Here is an 18383-nt window from a genome sequence, read left to right as displayed (position 1 = left end):
TGATCGGGTGAGGTGTGCGGGCGGTGGGCCCGTGCCGCTCCCGTAATGCCCGGAATCGCCGGCGCGGACCCCTAATGTGCTCGCGCGGAACCGTGCGGAGGCGACCCTGCGCCGTGCGGACCAGGTCGGCCGAGGGCATGGGAGCAGCCAGCGATGATCCAGATCACCGGACTGACCAAGGTCTACCGCCGGGGCGTCCCACCGGCGGTGCTGGATCTGACCTTCGAGGCCCGCCCGGGCACGGTGACGGCGCTGCTCGGCCCCGAGGGGGCGGGCAAGTCGACCGCGCTGCGCCTGATGGTGGAGCTCGAACGGGGGCGGGGCGTCACCCTGTTCGACGGCCGCACCTACCGCCGGCTGCGGCGGCCCGAGCACGAGGTCGGCGTGGTCCTGGCCGGTCCGGGCGGCGCGTCCGGGGCCGCGGACCACGCCGGACACCCCGACCGGAAGGCCCGGGGCCACCTCAGGATGCTGGCCGCGGCCGTCGGGGTGCCGGCCCGGCGGGCCGACGAACTGCTCGAACAGATCCGGCTCGCGGCCGTCGCCGACCAGCGCCTGCGCACCTTCTCGCCCGGGATGCACCGGCGGCTGGCCCTCGCCGCCGCGCTGCTCGGCGAGCCCGGCGCCCTGCTGCTGGACGCGCCCACCGAGGGGCTCTCCCCGCGCAACGTGGAGTGGTTCCACTCCTTCCTGCGCTCCTTCGGCGCCGCCGGCGGCACGGTGCTGGCCACCACCCGCTCCCCGCAGGAGGCCGCGCGGTTCGCCGACCGGGTGATCACCCTGGACGAGGGCCGGATGGCGGCCGACCAGGCGGTGTCGGAGTTCCGCCGCACCCGGATCAGCCCCGAGGTCGCCGTCCGGGGGCCGCAGATGGCCCGGCTCGCGGACCTGCTGACGGGCCACGGCGCGAAGGTCCGCCGGGACGGCGGGGCCGGGCTCGCGGTGGCCGGGATCGGACGGACCGAGATCGGCGAACTCGCCTACCGGCACGGCATCCTGCTGCACGAACTCGCCGACCGGGTGGTCGAGCAGCCCGCTCCCCGGGCCGCCCTGCCGACCGGCTCCGGACGGTCGGGCCACCTCCGGGTGCAGGCCGGTCCCGGCTCGGCCCGCCCCTCGGGGAGCCGGGCGGCGGGGGCCGCGGCGAAGGAGCGGCCGCCGGAGCGGACCGCCGTTCCGGCGTCGGCCGAACAGACCATGGCGATGGCGGTGGCCCAGCGGCCGGCGGGGGACGACCGACCGGCGAAGGGGAAGCCGGCACCGGACAGGACCGCACCGGACCCGGCGCCCGTCGCCGACCGGGACCGGGACCCCGCGCCCACCCTCGCCCTCCCGGTCGCGGCCGCCGCCGGCCTCTCGGCCGCGACCGCGCTGTCCGCGCTCACCGCCCGCAGCGGGATCCGGGCCGTCCCCCGGCGTCCGGCCGCCGGAGGCGGGCGGCGCGGCAGCGGGGAGAGCGGGGCCGGGAAACCGCCGGAGGAGGAGGCCTCACCGACCGTCACCGTGGACCGGCTCTTCCGGGACGGGCTGACCGGCCTCGCCCACCCGGCGGACGGCCGCCCCGGCGGGGAGACGGAGCCGAGGACCGACGACACCATCCGCCTGGGCCGCGTCGTGCACCCCGCCGCCGAGCGCCCCGTCATCGAGCGCCCCGTCATCGAGCACCCCGCCGCCGAGCGCCCGGGGGAGTCACCCGGCGGGGCCTCCGGCCCGCCGGGGGCGGACCGGGGCGGCGCCGTCGTTCCCGTGACCTCTGACCTTCGGAGCGAGTGAAGCGTGCGAGTTCTGGCCTACGAGCTGCGCCGGGTGCGCGGCCTGCGTTCGACCTGGCTGCTGCTCGGCCTGGTACTGCTCTGCGACGCCGCGGTCGCCGCTCTGCTGGCGGCGCGGACGGCCGACGGGGAGCTCGGCGGCGCGGCGGCGGTACGGCTGCTCACGGCGACGGTGCCGCTGCTGCCGCTGCCCTTCGCGGCGCTGGGCGCCGGACTGCTGGGAGCGCTGTCGTACGGGCAGGAGGTGCGACACCCGGGGCTGGCGGCCTCGCAGGTGGGCTATCCGCGCCGGGTGCGGCTGCTGGCGGGCAAGCTGCTGGTGACCGGTGCGATCGCGGCGCCGCTGGCCCTGGTGACGCTGCTGGTCGACGCGGTGGCCGTGCACCTCGCGCTGCCGGCCGGGGTGACGGTCTCGGCCGCCTCCGACCCGGCCGCGCTGTCGGACCGGGTCGCGCGGGTACTGGCCGCGGCCGGCGCGGGCGGGTCCGGCGAGCTGCCGGGGGTGCCGGCGCCGTTGGCCCTGGGGGCCGGGCACGGGGCGCCGGCCGCGCTGCTGGCGTTCGCCCTGCTGGTGGTCGTGGCGGGCTGGACCGGGGTGCTGGCGGCCGCGCTGACCCGGAGCGCGGCGGGCGGGGTGCTGCTGCTCTGCGCGCTGCCGCCGCTGCTGGAGTCCGGGGTGGCGCTGGTGCTGCGGCGGACCGGGACGGCCTGGCCGCCCCGGGCGGCGGAGCTGCTGCCGTTCCACTCCGGGATCGAGTGGGCGTACGGATGGGTGTACGGCGGGGGCCGCCGGGTTGCGGGGAGCGGCTCGGTGCTCTCCGATCCGGCCCTGCTGGCCGCGGTGGCGGTCCCGGCCTTCGTGTTGCTGCTGGTCACCCTGGCGGTGCAGGTCAGACGCCGGGCGCTGTGAGCCCCCGCCCGTCGGGGGCGGTTCGTCAAGATCGACCAAGGGTGACCGCAATGCGTGCTTCGCCCTGATAAGAAGTCAATTATCCAGTCACGGTCGATCACCCTTTCGTGTGCTTTTCACGAGAATTCTCAAGCTGCGCCCGCCGATCGCCGACAAAGGAGCTGTGAACACCCTTGCGCACCCCACCATGACCCCCGCCCGTTCCGCCGACGGGGCCATCCCCGGCCCCGCCGACCTGGACCGCTTCTCCTACGCCGACCGGCCCACCCCGCCGGCGCCCCGCTGGGAGGGCGCCGAGTCGGACCTCGCCCGGGTCGGCCGCAAGACCACCAGCAGCCGCGGCCGCGGTCTGCACGGCCAGCTCGTCCAGCAGCTCGGCCAGATGATCGTCTCCGGCGACCTCGGCGCCGACCGGCCGCTCGTTCCCGAGGAGATCGGCCAGCGGTTCGAGGTCTCCCGCACCGTCGTCCGCGAGTCGCTGCGGGTGCTGGAGGCCAAGGGCCTGGTCAGCGCCCGGCCCAACGTCGGCACCCGGGTCCGCCCGGTCAGCGACTGGAACCTGCTCGACCCGGACATCATCGAGTGGCGCGCCTTCGGCCCGCAGCGCGACGAACAGCGCCGGGAGCTGTTCGAGCTCCGCTGGGCGATCGAGCCGCTGGCCTCCCGGCTGGCCGCGGGCCACGGCCGGGAGGACATCCAGCAGCGGCTGGCCGAGCTGGTCGAGATCATGGGGCACGCCTGCGCCCAGGCGGACCTCGCCACCTACGTCCGGGCCGACGCCGAGCTGCACGGCCTGGTCCTGCAGCTGGCGGGCAACCGGATGCTGGAGCACCTCTCCGGGATCGTCGCCTGCGCGCTCCAGGTGTCCGGCGGTCCGGCCACGTCCTGCGAGCGGCCCTCGGAGTCCTCGGTCGGGCTGCACGCCCGGCTGGTGGACGCGCTCGGCACCGGCGACGGGGCCGCCGCCGAGACCGCGATGCGGGCGCTGCTCACCGTCCACCCCGAGATCGAACCCTCCGTGCCGGCGCCCCGGGAGCACTGAGCGGACCGTTCGGCGACCGGGCGCTGCCGTCCCGCCCCGCGACCCGTCCACGGACCGCCCCCGTCATGATCCGTCCGACCGCGACCGTCCCGCGGCTTCCCGCCGCTCCCTCCGCGACCCAGGCCCTCCGGCTGCCGTTACGGTGCAGCCGGGGGGCCTCCGCACGGGTGCCGGCGGACGCGCCCGGGGCCGAATGTCGTGTCCATGGTCAACGACTCGGGCGCGGGTGAGGGATGATGGAAGCCGGCCCCGGGCCGCGGCCGCCGTCCGGTGTGACCCGCGACACGAAGGCCATGCGTAACACTTGACGAGTAGCAGCGATGTGTCCTGAGCGGAAGCAGCTCCGGAATACCCCAACATGTCAGAATGCTGTGTTGGTCTGCGGCGCTGCTGCCGTCCTGCAAACCCAGTCCTCAAGCCCGAGTCGGTCGGAATCGACACCGCGTGCCCGACGCGCGATCTCCTTCCCCGCCCGCTCGGGCGGCCGGTACGGGTTCGAGTCCACTCATCGTCCGAGAGGTTGTTCGTGTCGGCCAGCACATCCCGTTCGCTTCCCCCCGAGATCGCCGAGTCCGCGGCTCTGCTGGCGCTCATCGAGCGGGGCAAGGCCCAGGGGCAGATCGCCGGTGACGACGTGCGCCAGGCGTTCGAGGCGGACCAGATCCCGGTCACCAAGTGGAAGAACGTCATGCGCAGCCTCAACCAGGTGCTGATTGAGGAGGGGGTGGACCTCATGGTCAGCGCGGCCGAACCGGCCGGCGCCAAGCGCAAGAGCGTTGCTGCCAAGAGCCCCGCCAAGCGCACGGCGACCAAGGCGGTCACCACCCGGACCCCGGCCGCTCCGTCGGCCCCGACCAAGCCGCCCGTGCGCATCGCGCCCGGTGCGACCATCTCCACTCCGGCGGTCGCGGCCGCCGCGGCGCCGGTCAGCACGGTGTCCGCCGAGATCACCGCGGAGTCGGCCCCGGCCGTCGCCGAGCTGAAGTCGGCTCCGGCGAAGAAGGCCGCGCCGGCCAAGAAGGCCGCCGCCAAGAAGACCGCCGCGCCGGCCAAGAAGGCCGCCGCCAAGAAGACCGCCGCCGGCAAGACGGCCAAGGGCGACGAGGAGCTGCTCGGCGAGGAGGAGCTGCTGGAGGAGGTGGCCCTGCCGGGCGACAAGCCCGCTACCGAGGGCGACGCCCCGGAGGAGGAGTCGGAGGGCTTCGTCCTCTCCGACGACGACGAGGACGACGCTCCGGCCCAGCAGGTGGCCGTCGCCGGTGCCACCGCCGACCCGGTCAAGGACTACCTGAAGCAGATCGGCAAGGTCCCGCTGCTCAACGCCGAGCAGGAGGTCGAGCTCGCCAAGCGGATCGAGGCCGGCCTGTTCGCCGAGGACAAGCTCTCGGCCGCCGACAAGCTCGCACCCAAGCTCAAGCGCGAGCTGGAGATCATCGCCGAGGACGGCCGCCGCGCCAAGAACCACCTGCTGGAGGCCAACCTCCGCCTGGTGGTCTCGCTGGCCAAGCGCTACACCGGCCGCGGCATGCTCTTCCTGGACCTCATCCAGGAGGGCAACCTCGGTCTGATCCGTGCGGTCGAGAAGTTCGACTACACCAAGGGCTACAAGTTCTCCACCTACGCGACCTGGTGGATCCGCCAGGCGATCACCCGCGCGATGGCCGACCAGGCCCGCACCATCCGTATCCCGGTGCACATGGTCGAGGTCATCAACAAGCTGGCCCGCGTCCAGCGCCAGATGCTCCAGGACCTGGGCCGCGAGCCCACCCCGGAGGAGCTGGCCAAGGAGCTCGACATGACCCCGGAGAAGGTCATCGAGGTCCAGAAGTACGGTCGCGAGCCCATCTCGCTGCACACCCCGCTGGGCGAGGACGGCGACAGCGAGTTCGGCGACCTCATCGAGGACTCCGAGGCGGTCGTCCCGGCCGACGCGGTCTCCTTCACCCTGCTCCAGGAGCAGCTGCACTCGGTGCTGGACACCCTGTCCGAGCGCGAGGCGGGCGTGGTCTCGATGCGCTTCGGCCTGACGGACGGTCAGCCGAAGACGCTGGACGAGATCGGCAAGGTGTACGGGGTCACCCGTGAGCGCATCCGCCAGATCGAGTCGAAGACCATGTCCAAGCTGCGCCACCCGTCGCGCTCCCAGGTGCTGCGCGACTACCTGGACTGATCACCGTCCGACCACCGGTACCGGCCACCGGTGCCGACCGGAAGGCCCGGAGCCCCGCGCTCCGGGCCTTCCGGCTGTTCGGGGCGGGTGGGTGTCAGCGTCCGGGTGGCCGTTGTCCCCCGTCCGGGTGGCGGTGCGGCGGCGAGCGGTCGCGGACCGTAGCCGGTCACCTACGCTGTGCCGGTTGCCTGCTGCCGAGCCACCTGGAGACACGGTGTCGCCCACCCCGGACCGTCCGGACCGCGCCGACCTGCCGACCCCCGCGCCCGCCGTCGCCCCCGTCGGCGCGCCCGCCGGGTCCGCCGCACCCGATCCCGCGGGCCGGGCGTCCCGGCGGCGCCGGGCCGCCGCCCTGGCGCTGCTGGCCGCACTGCCCGCGCCGCTGCTCGCCCTCGGTCCGGCCGCCCCGGACGCCCAGGCCCGGCCGCAGGGCCGGATCGTCGGCGGCGAGGCGGTGAGCACCGGCGACCACCCGTGGGTGGTCGCGCTGTCCAGCCGCCAGCAGTTCGGCTCCGGCCGCTCGGGGCAGTTCTGCGGGGGCGCGCTGGTCACCCCGACCAAGGTGGTCACCGCGGCGCACTGCTTCTACGACGAGTCCACCGGGCAGCAGGTGGACCGGCCGGGGCTGCGGGTGGTGGTCGGCCGGGACGACCTGCGCGGCTCGGCCGGCCAGGAGGTGGCGGTGCGCGGCGTCTGGGTCCACCCCGACTACTCCTTCACCACCAACATGAACGACGTGGCGGTGGTCACCCTGAGCGAGTCGCAGGCGGGCCGGCCGCTGATCGACCTGGTCGGCCAGGGCGAGACGGAACCGTACCGGCCCGGGACCAGGGCGCAGGTGTACGGCTGGGGGGACACCACCGGCCGCGGCGACTACTCGCCCTCGCTGCGCAGCGTGGACGTCCCGATGGTGCCCGACCAGGCCTGCGCGCAGGCCTACCCGGGCGGCCCGGACGGGCGCTTCGACGCCCGGGGCATGGTGTGCGCGGGGGAGCAGCGGGGCGGCAAGGACGCCTGCCAGGGGGACAGCGGCGGCCCGCTGGTGGTCGCCGGCCGGCTCGCCGGGCTGGTCTCCTGGGGGACCGGCTGCGCGGAGGCCGCCCATCCGGGCGTCTACACCCGGCTCTCCTCGGTCGCCGGCGCGGTGCGCGCCGCCCTGTAGCCGGGCGGGCACCCGGTGTTGACCGTTCGGGCGGCCCGGGAGGGCGGGCGGAGCCGGCCCGGGAACGACGAAGCCGGGCGACCGGCCCCCGAAGGGGCGGTCGCCCGGCTCATCCGGTCACGCGCGGTGCGCGGCCGGACACGCAGCTCGACGCTGGTTCCTGTGGGGCGCCGCGATCAGCGCTCGTCGTCGTCGGCCGTGGCGGACGTGCTGCCCAGGCGGCCGCTCTCGTCCTGTATCTCCACGGCGATCTTCTTGAGCTCGGGCTCGAACTTCCGGCCGTGGTGGGCGCAGAAGAGCAGCTCTCCGCCGCTGGCGAGTACGACGCGCAGGTAGGCCTGGGCGCCGCAGCGGTCGCAGCGGTCAGCCGCGGTGAGCGGGCTCGCAGGTGTCAGAACAGTAGTCACGTCGCCTCTTCTCTAGCTCGACGAGCTGTCGTACCAGGGTCAACATCCAACCAGGCCGAAAACGTTCCCGCTCGTGGCTTTTCTTCTCTGAGGATTCTGCTGTGTTGATGAGGACGTGCCCCGGGGGCCGGTGGTTCATGCGTACCGAATCCCAGGATCCGCCCGTCGCTCGAACGCCCGATCGGAACCGGATGTGAGAGTCCGCGTAGCATAATCCTCTGCTGGGTTGGAGCATAAGCCCCGTCCCGGGCCCCGGTAGCCTGCATAACGGCAGTTCCGGAGCCTGTGCCCGGTCCCACGATCCGCCAGGAGCGGTGGTACCGGGAGGAGATGGAGCCCCGGCGACCCCGATCCGGCACGGCCCTTGTTCGCGGAGCGCGTACAAGCTGCGCGGGACCGGCCCGCCGTGCTGTGCACCCAGCGGAGGGGTGCGCACACGCAGGGGAAACGGCTGTCGGTGCGGTGTGCTGCACTGGCGGGCGGTCCGGACGTGTCCGGATGTGACCGATGAGACAGAACTTGACCGAGGAGAGTGCCGCGTGAGTGCCGAAACGACCGTGCCGTCCGCTCTGCTGGCCGGCGACGACGGTTCCAACTACACCGCTCGGCACCTGCTCGTCCTGGAGGGCCTGGAGGCGGTCCGCAAGCGCCCCGGCATGTACATCGGCTCGACCGACAGCCGAGGCCTCATGCACTGCCTCTGGGAGATCATCGACAACTCGGTCGACGAGGCGCTGGGCGGCTACTGCGACCGGATCGAGGTCGTCCTGCACGAGGACGCCTCGGTCGAGGTCCGCGACAACGGGCGCGGCATCCCGGTGGACGTCGAGCCGAAGACCGGGCTGTCCGGCGTCGAGGTCGTGATGACCAAGCTGCACGCCGGCGGCAAGTTCGGCGGCGGCTCCTACGCGGCCTCCGGCGGTCTGCACGGCGTCGGCGCCTCCGTCGTCAACGCGCTCTCCGCCCGGCTGGACGTCGAGGTCGACCGCGGCGGCCACACCCACGCGATCAGCTTCCGCCGCGGCACCCCCGGCATCTTCACCGAGACCAGCCCGGACGCCCCGTTCGAGCCGGCCAACGGCCTGACCAAGGCCCGCAAGGTGCCCAAGACCCGCACCGGCACCCGGATCCGGTACTGGGCCGACCGGCAGATCTTCCTCAAGGACGCCCGGCTCTCCCTGGAGAACCTGCACGCCCGGGCCCGGCAGACCGCCTTCCTGGTGCCCGGCCTGACCATCGTGGTGCGTGACGAGCGGCTCACCGAGAGCGAGAAGGTCGAGGAGAGCACCTTCCGCTTCGACGGCGGCATCGCCGAGTTCTGCGAGTTCCTGGCGCCCGACAAGCCGATCTGCGACGTGCTGCGGCTGCACGGCGAGGGCACCTTCAAGGAGACCGTGCCGGTCCTGGACGACCTCGGCCACATGACGCCGACCGAGGTCACCCGGCACCTCGGGGTGGACATCGCGCTGCGCTGGGGCGCCGGGTACGACACCACGCTGCGCTCCTTCGTCAACATCATCGCCACCCCCAAGGGCGGCACCCACGTCACCGGTTTCGAGCGCTCGCTGGCCAAGACGGTCAACGAGGCGCTGCGCTCCGCCAAGGTGCTGCGCGTCGCCGAGGACGACATCACCAAGGACGACGCCACCGAGGGCCTCACCGCCGTGGTCACCGTCCGGCTCGCCGAGCCGCAGTTCGAGGGCCAGACCAAGGAGGTGCTCGGCACCTCGGCGGCCAACCGGATCGTCGCGGCCGTCGTCGCCAAGGAGCTCAAGGCCTTCCTCACCTCCGGCAAGAAGGACGAGAAGGTCCAGGCCCGGGCGGTGCTGGAGAAGGTCGTGGCCGCGGCCCGCACCCGGGTCGCCGCCCGCCAGCACAAGGAGGCCCAGCGCCGGAAGACCGCGCTGGAGACCAGCTCGCTGCCGGCCAAGCTGGCCGACTGCCGCAGCGACGACGTCGACCGCAGCGAACTCTTCATCGTCGAGGGCGACTCCGCGCTCGGCACCGCCAAGCTGGCCCGCAACTCCGAGTTCCAGGCCCTGCTGCCGATCCGCGGCAAGATCCTCAACGTGCAGAAGGCGTCCGTGAGCGACATGCTCAAGAACACCGAGTGCGCGGCCATCATCCAGGTGATAGGGGCCGGTTCGGGCCGCACCTTCGACATCGACCAGGCCCGCTACGGCCGGGTCATCTTCATGGCCGACGCCGATGTCGACGGCTCGCACATCCGCTGCCTGCTGCTGACGCTGTTTCAGCGCTACATGCGGCCCATGGTCGAGCAGGGCCGGGTCTTCGCGGCCGTGCCGCCGCTGCACCGGATCGAGCTCACCAACCCCAAGCGCGGGCAGGAGAAGTACCACTACACGTACTCGGACGCCGAGCTGCGCTCCACGCTGCTGGAGTTCCAGCGCAAGGGCCTGCGCTGGAAGGACCCGGTCCAGCGGTACAAGGGTCTGGGCGAGATGGACGCCGACCAGCTGGCCGAGACCACCATGGACCCGCGCCACCGCACGCTGCGCCGGATCAACCTGGGCGACCTGGAGCAGGCCGAGAAGGTCTTCGACCTGCTGATGGGCAACGACGTGGCGCCGCGCAAGGAGTTCATCGTGGACTCGGCGGCCACCCTGGACCGCTCGCGCATCGACGCCTGAGCACCGCCCGTCCGCGCGAGGGCCCTCCACCCGCGGGTGGAGGGCCCTCGCGCACGTGCGTCCACCCGCCGTGGACCCGCCGTCCACCCCGGAGCCGATCAGCCGGGGGCGCCGGATCCGTACCGTCGGAGAGGTCGGCCCGAACCTTCCCGGACGGAGAAAGCACCATGTCTGCCCAGCTCGACGTCGCTCTGGTGGTCGTGGTGACGGTGCTGGTGCTCCGGCGTCAGATGCGCGCCCGGCGGCTGGACACCGAACGCCGCTCCTGGGTGCTGCCGGTGGTCCTCGGCGCGGTCGCGCTGCGCGACCCGCAGCTGCTCGACCGCCGGGACACCGCGTGGTCCGCCGTCCTGGTCGGCTCCGGCCTGCTCGCGGTGCTCGCCGCGGGTTCGGTCTGGGGCTGGACCGTCCGGATCTGGCGGGAGGCGGACGGCGCGCTCTGGGTCCGGGGCACCGCGGCGACGCCGGCCGCCTGGGGCGGGCTGATCGCGATCAGGTTCGGCCTGTTCGGGATCGGGGAGGTCCTGCACCTGCGCCAGTCGAGCAGCGCGCTGCTGCTCGGGCTGGCGGTCCTGCTGGTGGTCAGGACGCTCGTGGTGAACTGGAGGGCGCGGGCGCTGGAGCCGCCGGGTCCGGCCGCGGTGTCGTGCTGACCGTCGTCGTGAGTTCACCAGGAGGAACGTTTGGTCGGCTACTGGACCCGCTGGCCGTCCCGTGAGGGGCTGCGGTACGACGCCGAGAGCCGGCCGCGGCGGATCCTCACCGTCCTCGGCCGGCTCGTCGTCCTGGTCAGCGTCTGCTGGGGGACGCTCACCGGCGGCAGGTACGCCGGCTGGGCGGTGATCGTCGTGGTGGCCGGGCTGGGCGCGGCGGTCGCCCTCGCCGCCGGCTACCTGCACGCCAGCTGGAAGCAGTGGGCGACGCGCTCGTACGTGCTGGCCGGCGCGGTGTTCACGGCCGCCTGGCTGGCCGACTGGGGGCAGGCCTACCTGCTCTCCGACGTGCTCTGGTACGGACTGGCGGTGACCGCGGTGATCCGGCTGCCGCCCGCGCCCGCGCTGATCGCGGCCGGCGCCTCGCTCGGCTCGTACGCCGCGGTGAGCTGGGCGAGCTGGCTGAGCATCACGGCGACCGTCGGCGGCCTGCTGCTGCTCGGCTACCTGCTGCGGCTGGACATCGAGGCGCGCGGCACCGCGCGCCGGCTGCTCGACCAGGAGCGGGCCGCCCGGGCCGCCGAGGCGGAGAGCGCCGCGCTCGCCGAGCGGGCCAGGATCGCCCGGGAGATCCACGACGTGCTGGCGCACAGCCTCTCCGCCCAGCTGGTCCACCTGGAGGCGGCCCGGCTGATGCTGGACTCCGGCACCGACCGGGCGCGGATCCGCGAGCGGGTGGTGGCCGCCCGGCGGATGGCGCAGGACGGACTGGCCGAGACCCGGCAGGCGCTGTCCGCGCTGCGCGGCGAGTTCACCCCGGTCGGCGAGTACCTGGTGGAGCTGACCGCGGTGGAGCGCGCGGGGTTCTCGGTGGTCGGGACACCGCGTCCGCTGACCGCCGAGGCGGGGCTCGCCGTCCGGCGCACGGCGCAGGAAGCGCTGACCAATGTGCGCAAACACGCCCCCGGCGCACGCTGCACGGTCGAGCTGCGCTATCTGGCGCGCGACGTGGAGCTGGAGGTGCGGGACCAGCGGGCCGGACGGTCCGAAGCGCCCGGCGGCCTGGCGTCCAGCGGCGGCGGGTACGGTCTGCTGGGGATGCGCGAACGCGCGGAACTGCTCGGCGGCACCCTGCTGGCGGGCTCCCACGAGGGAGGGTGGCGCGTGTTGCTGCGGGTGCCGGCATGACGGATCCGGCGGTCGCCAGGGTGCTGGTCGCGGACGACCAGACGGTGGTGCGCGAGGGCATCGTGATGCTGCTCGGGCTGCTGCCCGGGATCGAGGTGGTCGGCTCGGCGGCGGACGGCGAGGAGGCCGTCGCGCTGGTCGCCCGGCACCGGCCGGACGTGGTGCTGATGGACCTGCGGATGCCGCGCTGCGACGGGGTCGAGGCGACCCGGCGGATCCGCGCCGGGCACCCGGGGACCGAGGTCGTGGTGCTCACCACCTACGCCGACGACGACTCGCTGTTCCCGGCACTGCGGGCCGGGGCGCGCGGCTACCTCACCAAGGACGCGGGCGCCGAGGAGATCGCCCGGGCGATCGCGGACGTCCGGTCGGGGGCGGCCGGGCTCTCGCCGCAGGTGCAGCTGAGGCTGCTGGAGCGGCTGGCGGGGGCCGCTCCCGCCGCGCCGGGGCCGGTTGCGGGGCCGGCTGCGGGACCGGCTTCGGGACCGGCGGAGGAGCCGCCGGACGGGCTGACTGCGCGGGAGGCCGAGGTGCTGGGACTGATCGCGCAGGGGCTCTCCAACACCGAGATCGCCCGGCGGCTGTACGTCAGCCCGGCCACCGTGAAGACCCACATCAACAACCTGTTCGCCAAGACCGGCGTGCGGGACCGGGCGCAAGCGGTCGCGTACGCCTTCCGCCACGGAATCACCGGGTCTCCGCAGTAGTCGGATGAGTGTCTGTCGGATCATCGATCACCTCATCGAGTGAACGTATCTGCGACGGGGGTTTGGGAGGTTCCGGCGCCTCCATCATGGTTCGGGTCACAACCCCCCCGGCCCAGGAGCAGCCGTGCCTCAACAGCAGACGAGAAACCCCGAGCCGGGAGGGCAACTGGACTGGTGGGCGGCGGAGCCCGTGCCCGGACCGGCGGCTGAGCCCTTGTCCGGACCGACGGCTGGGCCCGTGTCCGGACCGGTGTCGGAACCGGTACCCGTGCCGGTGCCGGTGCCCGGATCGGTGGCGGCGCCCGGGCCGGTGGCCGACAGCAGCAGCATCGAGGTGTACCGGGCCGTCCAGCGGAGCGCGGCCTTCCAACGCATCCGCCACAGCTACCGGACGTTCGTCTTCCCGGTCAGCGGCGTCTTCCTGGCCTGGTACCTGCTCTACGTGGCCGCCCAGGCGGCCGCCCCCGCGCTGATGCGCCGCCCGGTCGCCGGCCCGGTGAACGTGGCCTGGCTGCTCGGCCTGCTGCAGTTCGCCACCACCTTCCTGCTGGCCTGGCTCTACGCCCGCAACGCCCGCACCAAGCGCGACCGGGCCGCCCTGTCGCTGCGCTGGGACACCCAGGACCAGCTGCGATGAGGGCCGCCACCCCGCCCCCCGTCGCCCCCACCGGGGACCACCACGGCCTGGCCGTGGTGCTCTTCGCCGTCGTCGTCCTGGTCACCCTGGCGATCACCTTCTGGGCCGGCCGCCGCGGCGGCGGCGCCGCCGAGGACTTCTACGCCGGCGGCCGCGACTTCACGCCCCTGCAGAACGGGTTCGCGCTCTCCGGCGACTACCTCTCGGCCGCCTCCTTCCTCGGCGTCGCCGGGCTGATCGCGCTGTACGGCTACGACGGCGTGCTCTACAGCATCGGCTTCCTGGTCGCCTGGCTGGTGGTGCTGATGCTGGTCGCCGAACTGGTCCGCAACGCCGGCCGGTACACCCTGGCCGACGTGCTGGCGCTGCGCCTGCGCCGCCGCAAGGTCAGGGCGGCGGCCGGCGGCGCCAGCGTGGTCGTCACGCTGTTCTACCTGGTCGCCCAGATGGTCGGCGCGGGCAGTCTGGTCGCGCTGCTGCTCGGCACCAACAGCGCCCAGGCCCGGACCTGGACCATTGTGGCGGTGGGCGGTCTGATGATCGTCTACGTCACGATCGGCGGTATGCGGGCCACCACCTGGATCCAGATCGTCAAGGCGTTCCTGCTGGTCGCCGGCTCGGTGGTGCTGACCGTGCTGCTGGTGGTCCGCTTCCACGGGGACGTCGCCGAGCTGATGCGGCAGGCGGCCCAGCACAGCGGCGCCGGGCAGCGGTACCTGGAGCCCGGGCTGAAGTACGGCAAGAGCTTCACCAGCCGGCTGGACTTCTTCAGCCTGGGCCTGGCCCTGGTGCTGGGCACCGCCGGCCTGCCGCACATCCTGTCCCGCTTCTACACCGTGCCCACCGCGCGGGCCGCCCGCCGTTCGACGATGTGGGCGATCGGACTGGTCGGCGGCTTCTACCTGATGGCCATCGCGCTGGGCCTCGGCGCCACCGCGCTGATCGGCTCGGCCGAGGTGCGGCAGGCCAACTCGGCGGGCAACACCGCCGTCCCGCTGCTCGCCCTGGTGCTCGGCGGCGGCAACGGCTCGACCGGCGGGGTGGTGCTGTTCGCGCTGATCTCGGCGATCGCCTTCGCCACCATCCTCGCGGTGGTCGCCGGGCTCACCCTGGCCTCCTCGGCGGCGTTCGCCCACGACATCTGGGCGGGCGCCTGGCGACCCCGGCCGCGCGGCGACCGGGGTGCCCGGGGTGGCCGGGGCCTGCGCGGCCGGCGGGCCGTGGTGCCGGCCTCCCGGCGGTCGCGCGGCGCGGCGGCCGCCCGGGCCACGACCGCGGCCGGGGCGGACAGCGCTCCGGCGGCGGCCGAGCGCGAGGAGGTCCTGGTCGCGCGGATCGCCGCGGTCGGGATCGGCGCGGTGGCGATCGTGCTGAGCCTCTTCGCCCAGCAGCTGAACGTCGCCTTCCTGGTCGGCCTGGCCTTCGCCGTCGCCGCCTCCGCCAACCTGCCGGTGCTGCTCTACAGCCTGTTCTGGCGGCGGTTCACCGCCCGCGGCGCGGTCTGGTCGGTGTACGGCGGGCTGATCCCGGCGGTGGTGCTGGTGACCTTCTCGCCGGTGGTCTCCGGCACCAAGGTGGCGCTGTTCCCCGGGATGGACTTCCACTGGTTCCCGCTGGAGAACCCGGGCATCGTCTCCATCCCGCTCGGCTTCCTGGCCGGCTGGATCGGCACCCTCACCTCGCCCGAGCCGGCCGACCCGGACCGGTACGCCGAGCTGGAGGTCCGCTCGCTGACCGGGGCCGGAGCAGTCTGAGCGGCTGAGGAACGAACGACCCCCGGCAGGCACCCGCCGGGGGTCGTCGCACGTCGCGGCACGTCACAGCGCGTCACGAACATCACGCACGTCACAGCTCCCGGAGGGCGACGACCTCCATCCGGGACGGGGTGCCCGCCGCCTTGCCGCAACTCTCCGGGCGGGCCGGCTCGCTGACGCCCTCGGCCACCCGCACCTCCCAGACCCGGCCGTCCTCGTGCCGGACCTCGACCCGCCAGCGGCCCGCGCCGTCCGGCCGCGAATCCACGGTCAACGCGTCGGCCCTGGTCCCACCGCCGGCCAGCCGCACCGCGTGGTCGGCCGCCTGGCCCGGGCGGTCCCAGCCGGAGCAGCCGCGCGACCACTCCGGCACCATGCGGCCGGACGCCGTCGCCGCCAGCACCTCCTTGGCGGACTCGGCGGTCAGCCGGCCGTAGGCGTAGCCGTACGGCAGCACCAGCATGGTGGGGGAGAAGCGGTGGCCGCCCAGGTGGGTCACCTCCCACACCTCGGTGTGCCCGGCGGCGGCCAGATCGGCGGCGAGCGGGCGGCCGAGCAGGGCGCAGCAGCGGTCCCGGCGGCCGTTGGTGCACACCAGGGCGATCGGGCCGCCGACGTGCGGTGCGCCGAGGCCGCCGTGGTCGCCGGCGCCCAGCGCCGCGAAGTCGAGGGCGAGCAGCTCCGCCGGATCCGCCACCTCGTGGCGGCGCACCCAGCTGCGGCCGGGCGCCGGGACGGTGTGCGCCACGATCACCTCGTGCCGGGCCGTCGGCAGGCAGTCCGCGTGCCGCCCGGGCCGCCGGATCAACGCCACCCGCACCCCGGTGCCGGCGGCCGCGGCATCCAGCGCCCGCCCGACCGCCGGGTCCAGATGGCTCTCGCCGAGCGCCTTCGCACCCCACGGCCCGTTCTGCTCGACCAGCAGCCAGGTGCTCGCGGTCGCGGCGGTGGCGGCCAGCGGCTCCGACAGTTCACGCGACAGCGTCGCACAGGTGCTCACTCCGGTAAGGCTACCCTTGCCCCTCAGCCGAAGGCGGCCCGTACCTTCGCCTCGACCGCGGCGGACGGCGCGGATTCGGCCATGGGCCCCGGGTCCGACAGCGGGAGGTCGGCGAACTCCAGGTGGACGCTGCGGACGATCCCCGCGAAGACCTCCGAGTACAGCTCCCAGTCCTCGGCGCACGGCGTGCTCAGCTCCAGCGAGAGCAACTGGGACTCGTTGGGGAGCGGCAGATGGACCTGGATGACCGAGGTGGCCAGGGCCGTCTCGCCGATGGGGGTGGAGACCGCGTCGATCACCGCCACCGCCCGCCCGGCGGGCAGCGCCAGCTCGGTCACGGTGGCCTGCGGCCGGGCCCGGGAGAGCCCCTCCCGCAGGCCGTCCACCGCTCGTGCGGGGTGGAGTCCGCCGAGCGGCGCCAGGGTGGCGACGACCGAGGCGGTACTGGTCCGGCCCTCGATGTCCAGCAGGCAGAGTCCCGCGTAGATCGTTCCGGCCTCGGCCATCGGCGGGATCAGCCCGGCGAGCACGGCCGCCCATTCGGTGCGCAGGTCGTCGCCCTCCGAGGCCAGGACCTCGCAGACCACCTCCCAGAGCTGCTCGGCGATCTGTCCCTCGGTACCGAGCACGGGGATGTCGTGGAAGGCGGGCGGGACGACGAAGCGGATCTGGAGGGTGTCCGTCACGGTGGTCGGGCCTTCGGAGTCGGGTGGCCGGCGGGTCAGTACGGTTTCCGGAGCCGGTTGCGGGTGTCCAGCCAGCTCGGGGGCGCGGGGACGAGGACGCCGTGCCGGCGGGCCTCGACCAGGAGGTCCAGATAGGCGGCGGCCTGGGCCCGGACCCCGCTCCGCCGCCAGGAGCGGAGCAGGAGCAGCAGCGGTCCGGTGGCGAGGACGGCGACGGCGGCCAGGGCTCCGGCCGCCGCGAGCGCCGGGGAGCGGTTCGGCGAGTCGGGGGCGAGCGTCGCACCGATACTGGCCGTGGTCCCGGCCGCCACGACGGCCAGGACGGCGAGCGTGGCCCAGACGCTCCACCGCCGGACGGCCCGGCGCTGTGCGGTCAGCATCGCCTGCACGGCCCGCCCGTCCAGGAGGTCGATGCGGTGCTCGGCGCCGCGGGTACGCGCCGCACGGACCAGGGCGGGGTTCCCGGTGAGCGCGTCCATCGGCACGACCAGGAGGCTTTCGGCGGCGGGGAGCGGCGGTACGGTGCCGGTGCCCGGCGCGGCCGCGGTCGCCGCCGCTGCCGGGGACGAGTGCGGGCGCGGGGCCGGAGCGGGCGCGGGATCGGCCGCGTCGAACCACTCGTCGGGGATCCGGATGTCGAGCCCGGCACTCCTGGCCCGTGCCAGCAGCGCGGTGTAGGTGGTGAAGTGGACGGAGTCCCGCTGCTTCTTCGCCCCCTTCCCGGCACCGACGCCCCAGACCACGATGCCGGCGGGAACCGCCAGGATCGCGGCCACCAGCATCGCCACCTGCTTCGGCTGGACCGGCGAGGAGAGCGAGCTGCCGATCACGGCCGCCACCACGATCCCGCCCAGCACGAGCAACGCGCCGACTTCGGTGTGCCACTCCAGGTCGATGCGGCGGCGGGCCGTCAGATGGTCGGTGACCACCTGACGGGCCACCTCGTCGTCCAACAGGTTGACCCCGTAGAGCGCCTTGGCCCGTTCCGCCGCTTCGACGGCCTCGGGCACGCGGGCCAGTTGGCTTCCCGAGACGGGGAGCGTGACATAGAGGTACTCGGGCATGGGATCTCCGTCAGGCGACCGCGGCGAGGAAGGGTGTGGGCGAGGGGCGCGGACCCGGTTGCGGCACGGGGCCGACGTACGGCGGCGGCGGAGCGGCAGGTCCGTCGTCGTCCCTGGTCAGTCGGCGGTACAGCCCGTAGCCGAGGCCGGTGGCCTTGACCGGGATGGTGACCAGACGCGGGTCCACCGGATGGCCGAGCTTGGTCAGGCCTGCGACGATGCCCCCATCCGGCCGATGCCGCCGTGCCACTCGTCCTCGAACTGCTTGCAGGCCGAGTCGAGCCGCGCGGTGCCCGTCTGCCGGCCCTTGCCCAGGTTCTCCAGGCGCTTGGCGACGGCGCGCATGCGGGTGCCGCATTCGCCGAGTCGGGTGGAGACCGTGTGCATGCGGGCGAGGTCGATCCGGAAGTCGTCGGGCAACGGTCCGTCTCCCTCCGGGGTCGGTGGTGGGTGGCCCTTCCGGTGCGAACCTAGCCCAGGGGCGGCGAACAATCTTGCGATGCGGGGAAGTTGGGGGGAGCGTTCCGGTTGGGGGAATGCCGCAGGGCGCCGAACGGGGTTCGGCGCCCTGCGGGTCGGG

The 18383-nt window shown here is 74.1% G+C and carries 17 protein-coding genes; 11 read left to right on the top strand and 6 right to left on the bottom strand.

Features of this window, described 5'->3' with window-relative positions; translation table 11 throughout:
• Positions 1-153: 153 nt before the first annotated feature.
• The 5 genes from ACFC0B_RS32780 to ACFC0B_RS32760 all read left to right on the top strand — a co-directional run bounded on the left by ACFC0B_RS32780 (position 154) and on the right by ACFC0B_RS32760 (position 7056).
• On the top strand, positions 154-1773 hold the full coding sequence (locus tag ACFC0B_RS32780) for an ATP-binding cassette domain-containing protein (RefSeq protein ID WP_376094189.1): 1620 nt from the start codon (positions 154-156) through the stop codon (positions 1771-1773).
• A 3-nt stretch (positions 1774-1776) separates the two neighbouring features.
• A complete protein-coding gene (locus tag ACFC0B_RS32775; RefSeq protein WP_376094186.1) occupies positions 1777-2682 on the top strand; it encodes a hypothetical protein in 906 nt (301 codons plus the stop codon).
• Positions 2683-2791: 109 nt separating this feature from the next.
• Entirely contained in the window at positions 2792-3724 is a 933-nt protein-coding gene (locus tag ACFC0B_RS32770) for a FadR/GntR family transcriptional regulator (RefSeq protein WP_376094183.1), read from the top strand.
• Between the two features lie 526 nt (positions 3725-4250).
• Positions 4251-5894 (top strand): RNA polymerase sigma factor, encoded by a 1644-nt coding sequence (locus ACFC0B_RS32765; protein ID WP_376094180.1) that lies wholly within the window; start codon positions 4251-4253, stop codon positions 5892-5894.
• Between the two features lie 352 nt (positions 5895-6246).
• Positions 6247-7056, top strand: a complete 810-nt coding sequence (locus tag ACFC0B_RS32760) for a trypsin-like serine protease (protein ID WP_376094261.1) — start codon at positions 6247-6249, stop codon at positions 7054-7056.
• Between the two features lie 176 nt (positions 7057-7232).
• On the opposite strand, the gene ACFC0B_RS32755 is transcribed toward ACFC0B_RS32760, so the two are convergent.
• Positions 7233-7463 carry a hypothetical protein gene (locus ACFC0B_RS32755; RefSeq protein ID WP_355365061.1) on the bottom strand — a complete coding sequence of 77 codons (231 nt, stop codon included), beginning with the start codon at positions 7461-7463 and terminating at the stop codon, positions 7233-7235.
• Between the two features lie 539 nt (positions 7464-8002).
• Here ACFC0B_RS32755 and ACFC0B_RS32750 point away from each other — a divergent pair.
• From ACFC0B_RS32750 to ACFC0B_RS32725, 6 genes are all read left to right on the top strand, one after another.
• Complete coding sequence (locus ACFC0B_RS32750; RefSeq protein WP_376094177.1) at positions 8003-10114, top strand: type IIA DNA topoisomerase subunit B; 2112 nt, start codon at positions 8003-8005, stop codon at positions 10112-10114.
• A 167-nt stretch (positions 10115-10281) separates the two neighbouring features.
• Complete coding sequence (locus tag ACFC0B_RS32745) at positions 10282-10767, top strand: DUF1453 domain-containing protein (protein ID WP_376094174.1); 486 nt, start codon at positions 10282-10284, stop codon at positions 10765-10767.
• Positions 10768-10797: 30 nt separating this feature from the next.
• The gene (locus ACFC0B_RS32740; protein ID WP_376094171.1) at positions 10798-11955 is read left to right on the top strand and encodes a sensor histidine kinase; all 1158 of its coding nucleotides are present in this window, start codon (positions 10798-10800) and stop codon (positions 11953-11955) included.
• Complete coding sequence (locus tag ACFC0B_RS32735; protein ID WP_376094168.1) at positions 11952-12662, top strand: response regulator; 711 nt, start codon at positions 11952-11954, stop codon at positions 12660-12662. Before ACFC0B_RS32740 ends, ACFC0B_RS32735 begins: the two co-directional genes overlap by 4 nt.
• Positions 12663-12930: 268 nt before the next feature.
• Positions 12931-13299 carry a DUF485 domain-containing protein gene (locus ACFC0B_RS32730; protein WP_376094165.1) on the top strand — a complete coding sequence of 123 codons (369 nt, stop codon included), beginning with the start codon at positions 12931-12933 and terminating at the stop codon, positions 13297-13299.
• Complete coding sequence (locus ACFC0B_RS32725) at positions 13296-15053, top strand: cation acetate symporter (RefSeq protein WP_376094162.1); 1758 nt, start codon at positions 13296-13298, stop codon at positions 15051-15053. The genes ACFC0B_RS32730 and ACFC0B_RS32725 overlap by 4 nt, the downstream gene beginning before the upstream one ends.
• Before the next feature lie 91 nt (positions 15054-15144).
• Here ACFC0B_RS32725 and ACFC0B_RS32720 read toward each other — a convergent pair whose 3' ends face one another.
• From ACFC0B_RS32720 to ACFC0B_RS32700, 5 genes are read right to left on the bottom strand one after another with little or no spacing between them, the layout of a single operon-like run.
• A complete protein-coding gene (locus ACFC0B_RS32720) occupies positions 15145-16053 on the bottom strand; it encodes a sucrase ferredoxin (RefSeq protein ID WP_376094159.1) in 909 nt (302 codons plus the stop codon).
• Positions 16054-16076: 23 nt separating this feature from the next.
• Complete coding sequence (locus ACFC0B_RS32715) at positions 16077-16739, bottom strand: hypothetical protein (RefSeq protein ID WP_376094156.1); 663 nt, start codon at positions 16737-16739, stop codon at positions 16077-16079.
• A 35-nt stretch (positions 16740-16774) separates the two neighbouring features.
• Entirely contained in the window at positions 16775-17803 is a 1029-nt protein-coding gene (locus tag ACFC0B_RS32710) for a hypothetical protein (protein WP_376094154.1), read from the bottom strand.
• Positions 17804-17813: 10 nt separating this feature from the next.
• The gene (locus ACFC0B_RS32705) at positions 17814-17990 is read right to left on the bottom strand and encodes a hypothetical protein (RefSeq protein ID WP_376094151.1); all 177 of its coding nucleotides are present in this window, start codon (positions 17988-17990) and stop codon (positions 17814-17816) included.
• 17 nt (positions 17991-18007) lie between these two features.
• Positions 18008-18223, bottom strand: coding sequence for a hypothetical protein (locus ACFC0B_RS32700; RefSeq protein WP_376094148.1), 216 nt, complete (start codon positions 18221-18223; stop codon positions 18008-18010).
• Between the last annotated feature and the right edge of the window lie 160 nt (positions 18224-18383).

The sequence above is a fragment of the Kitasatospora sp. NPDC056184 genome, assembly GCF_042268405.1.
Classification (GTDB): Bacteria; Actinomycetota; Actinomycetes; order Streptomycetales; family Streptomycetaceae; genus Kitasatospora.
The sequence above is the reverse complement of the archived record's forward strand: the minus strand, read 5'-3'. Positions and strand labels throughout refer to the sequence as shown.

Excerpts from the sequence above, each read along its gene's own strand:
- ACFC0B_RS32710 (WP_376094154.1), bottom strand. The coding sequence starts at position 17,803 with ATGCCCGAGTACCTCTATGTCACGCTCCCCGTCTCGGGAAGCCAACTG.
- ACFC0B_RS32735 (WP_376094168.1), top strand. The coding sequence starts at position 11,952 with ATGACGGATCCGGCGGTCGCCAGGGTGCTGGTCGCGGACGACCAGACG.
- ACFC0B_RS32745 (WP_376094174.1), top strand. The coding sequence starts at position 10,282 with ATGTCTGCCCAGCTCGACGTCGCTCTGGTGGTCGTGGTGACGGTGCTG.
- ACFC0B_RS32725 (WP_376094162.1), top strand. The coding sequence starts at position 13,296 with ATGAGGGCCGCCACCCCGCCCCCCGTCGCCCCCACCGGGGACCACCAC.
- ACFC0B_RS32780 (WP_376094189.1), top strand. The coding sequence starts at position 154 with ATGATCCAGATCACCGGACTGACCAAGGTCTACCGCCGGGGCGTCCCA.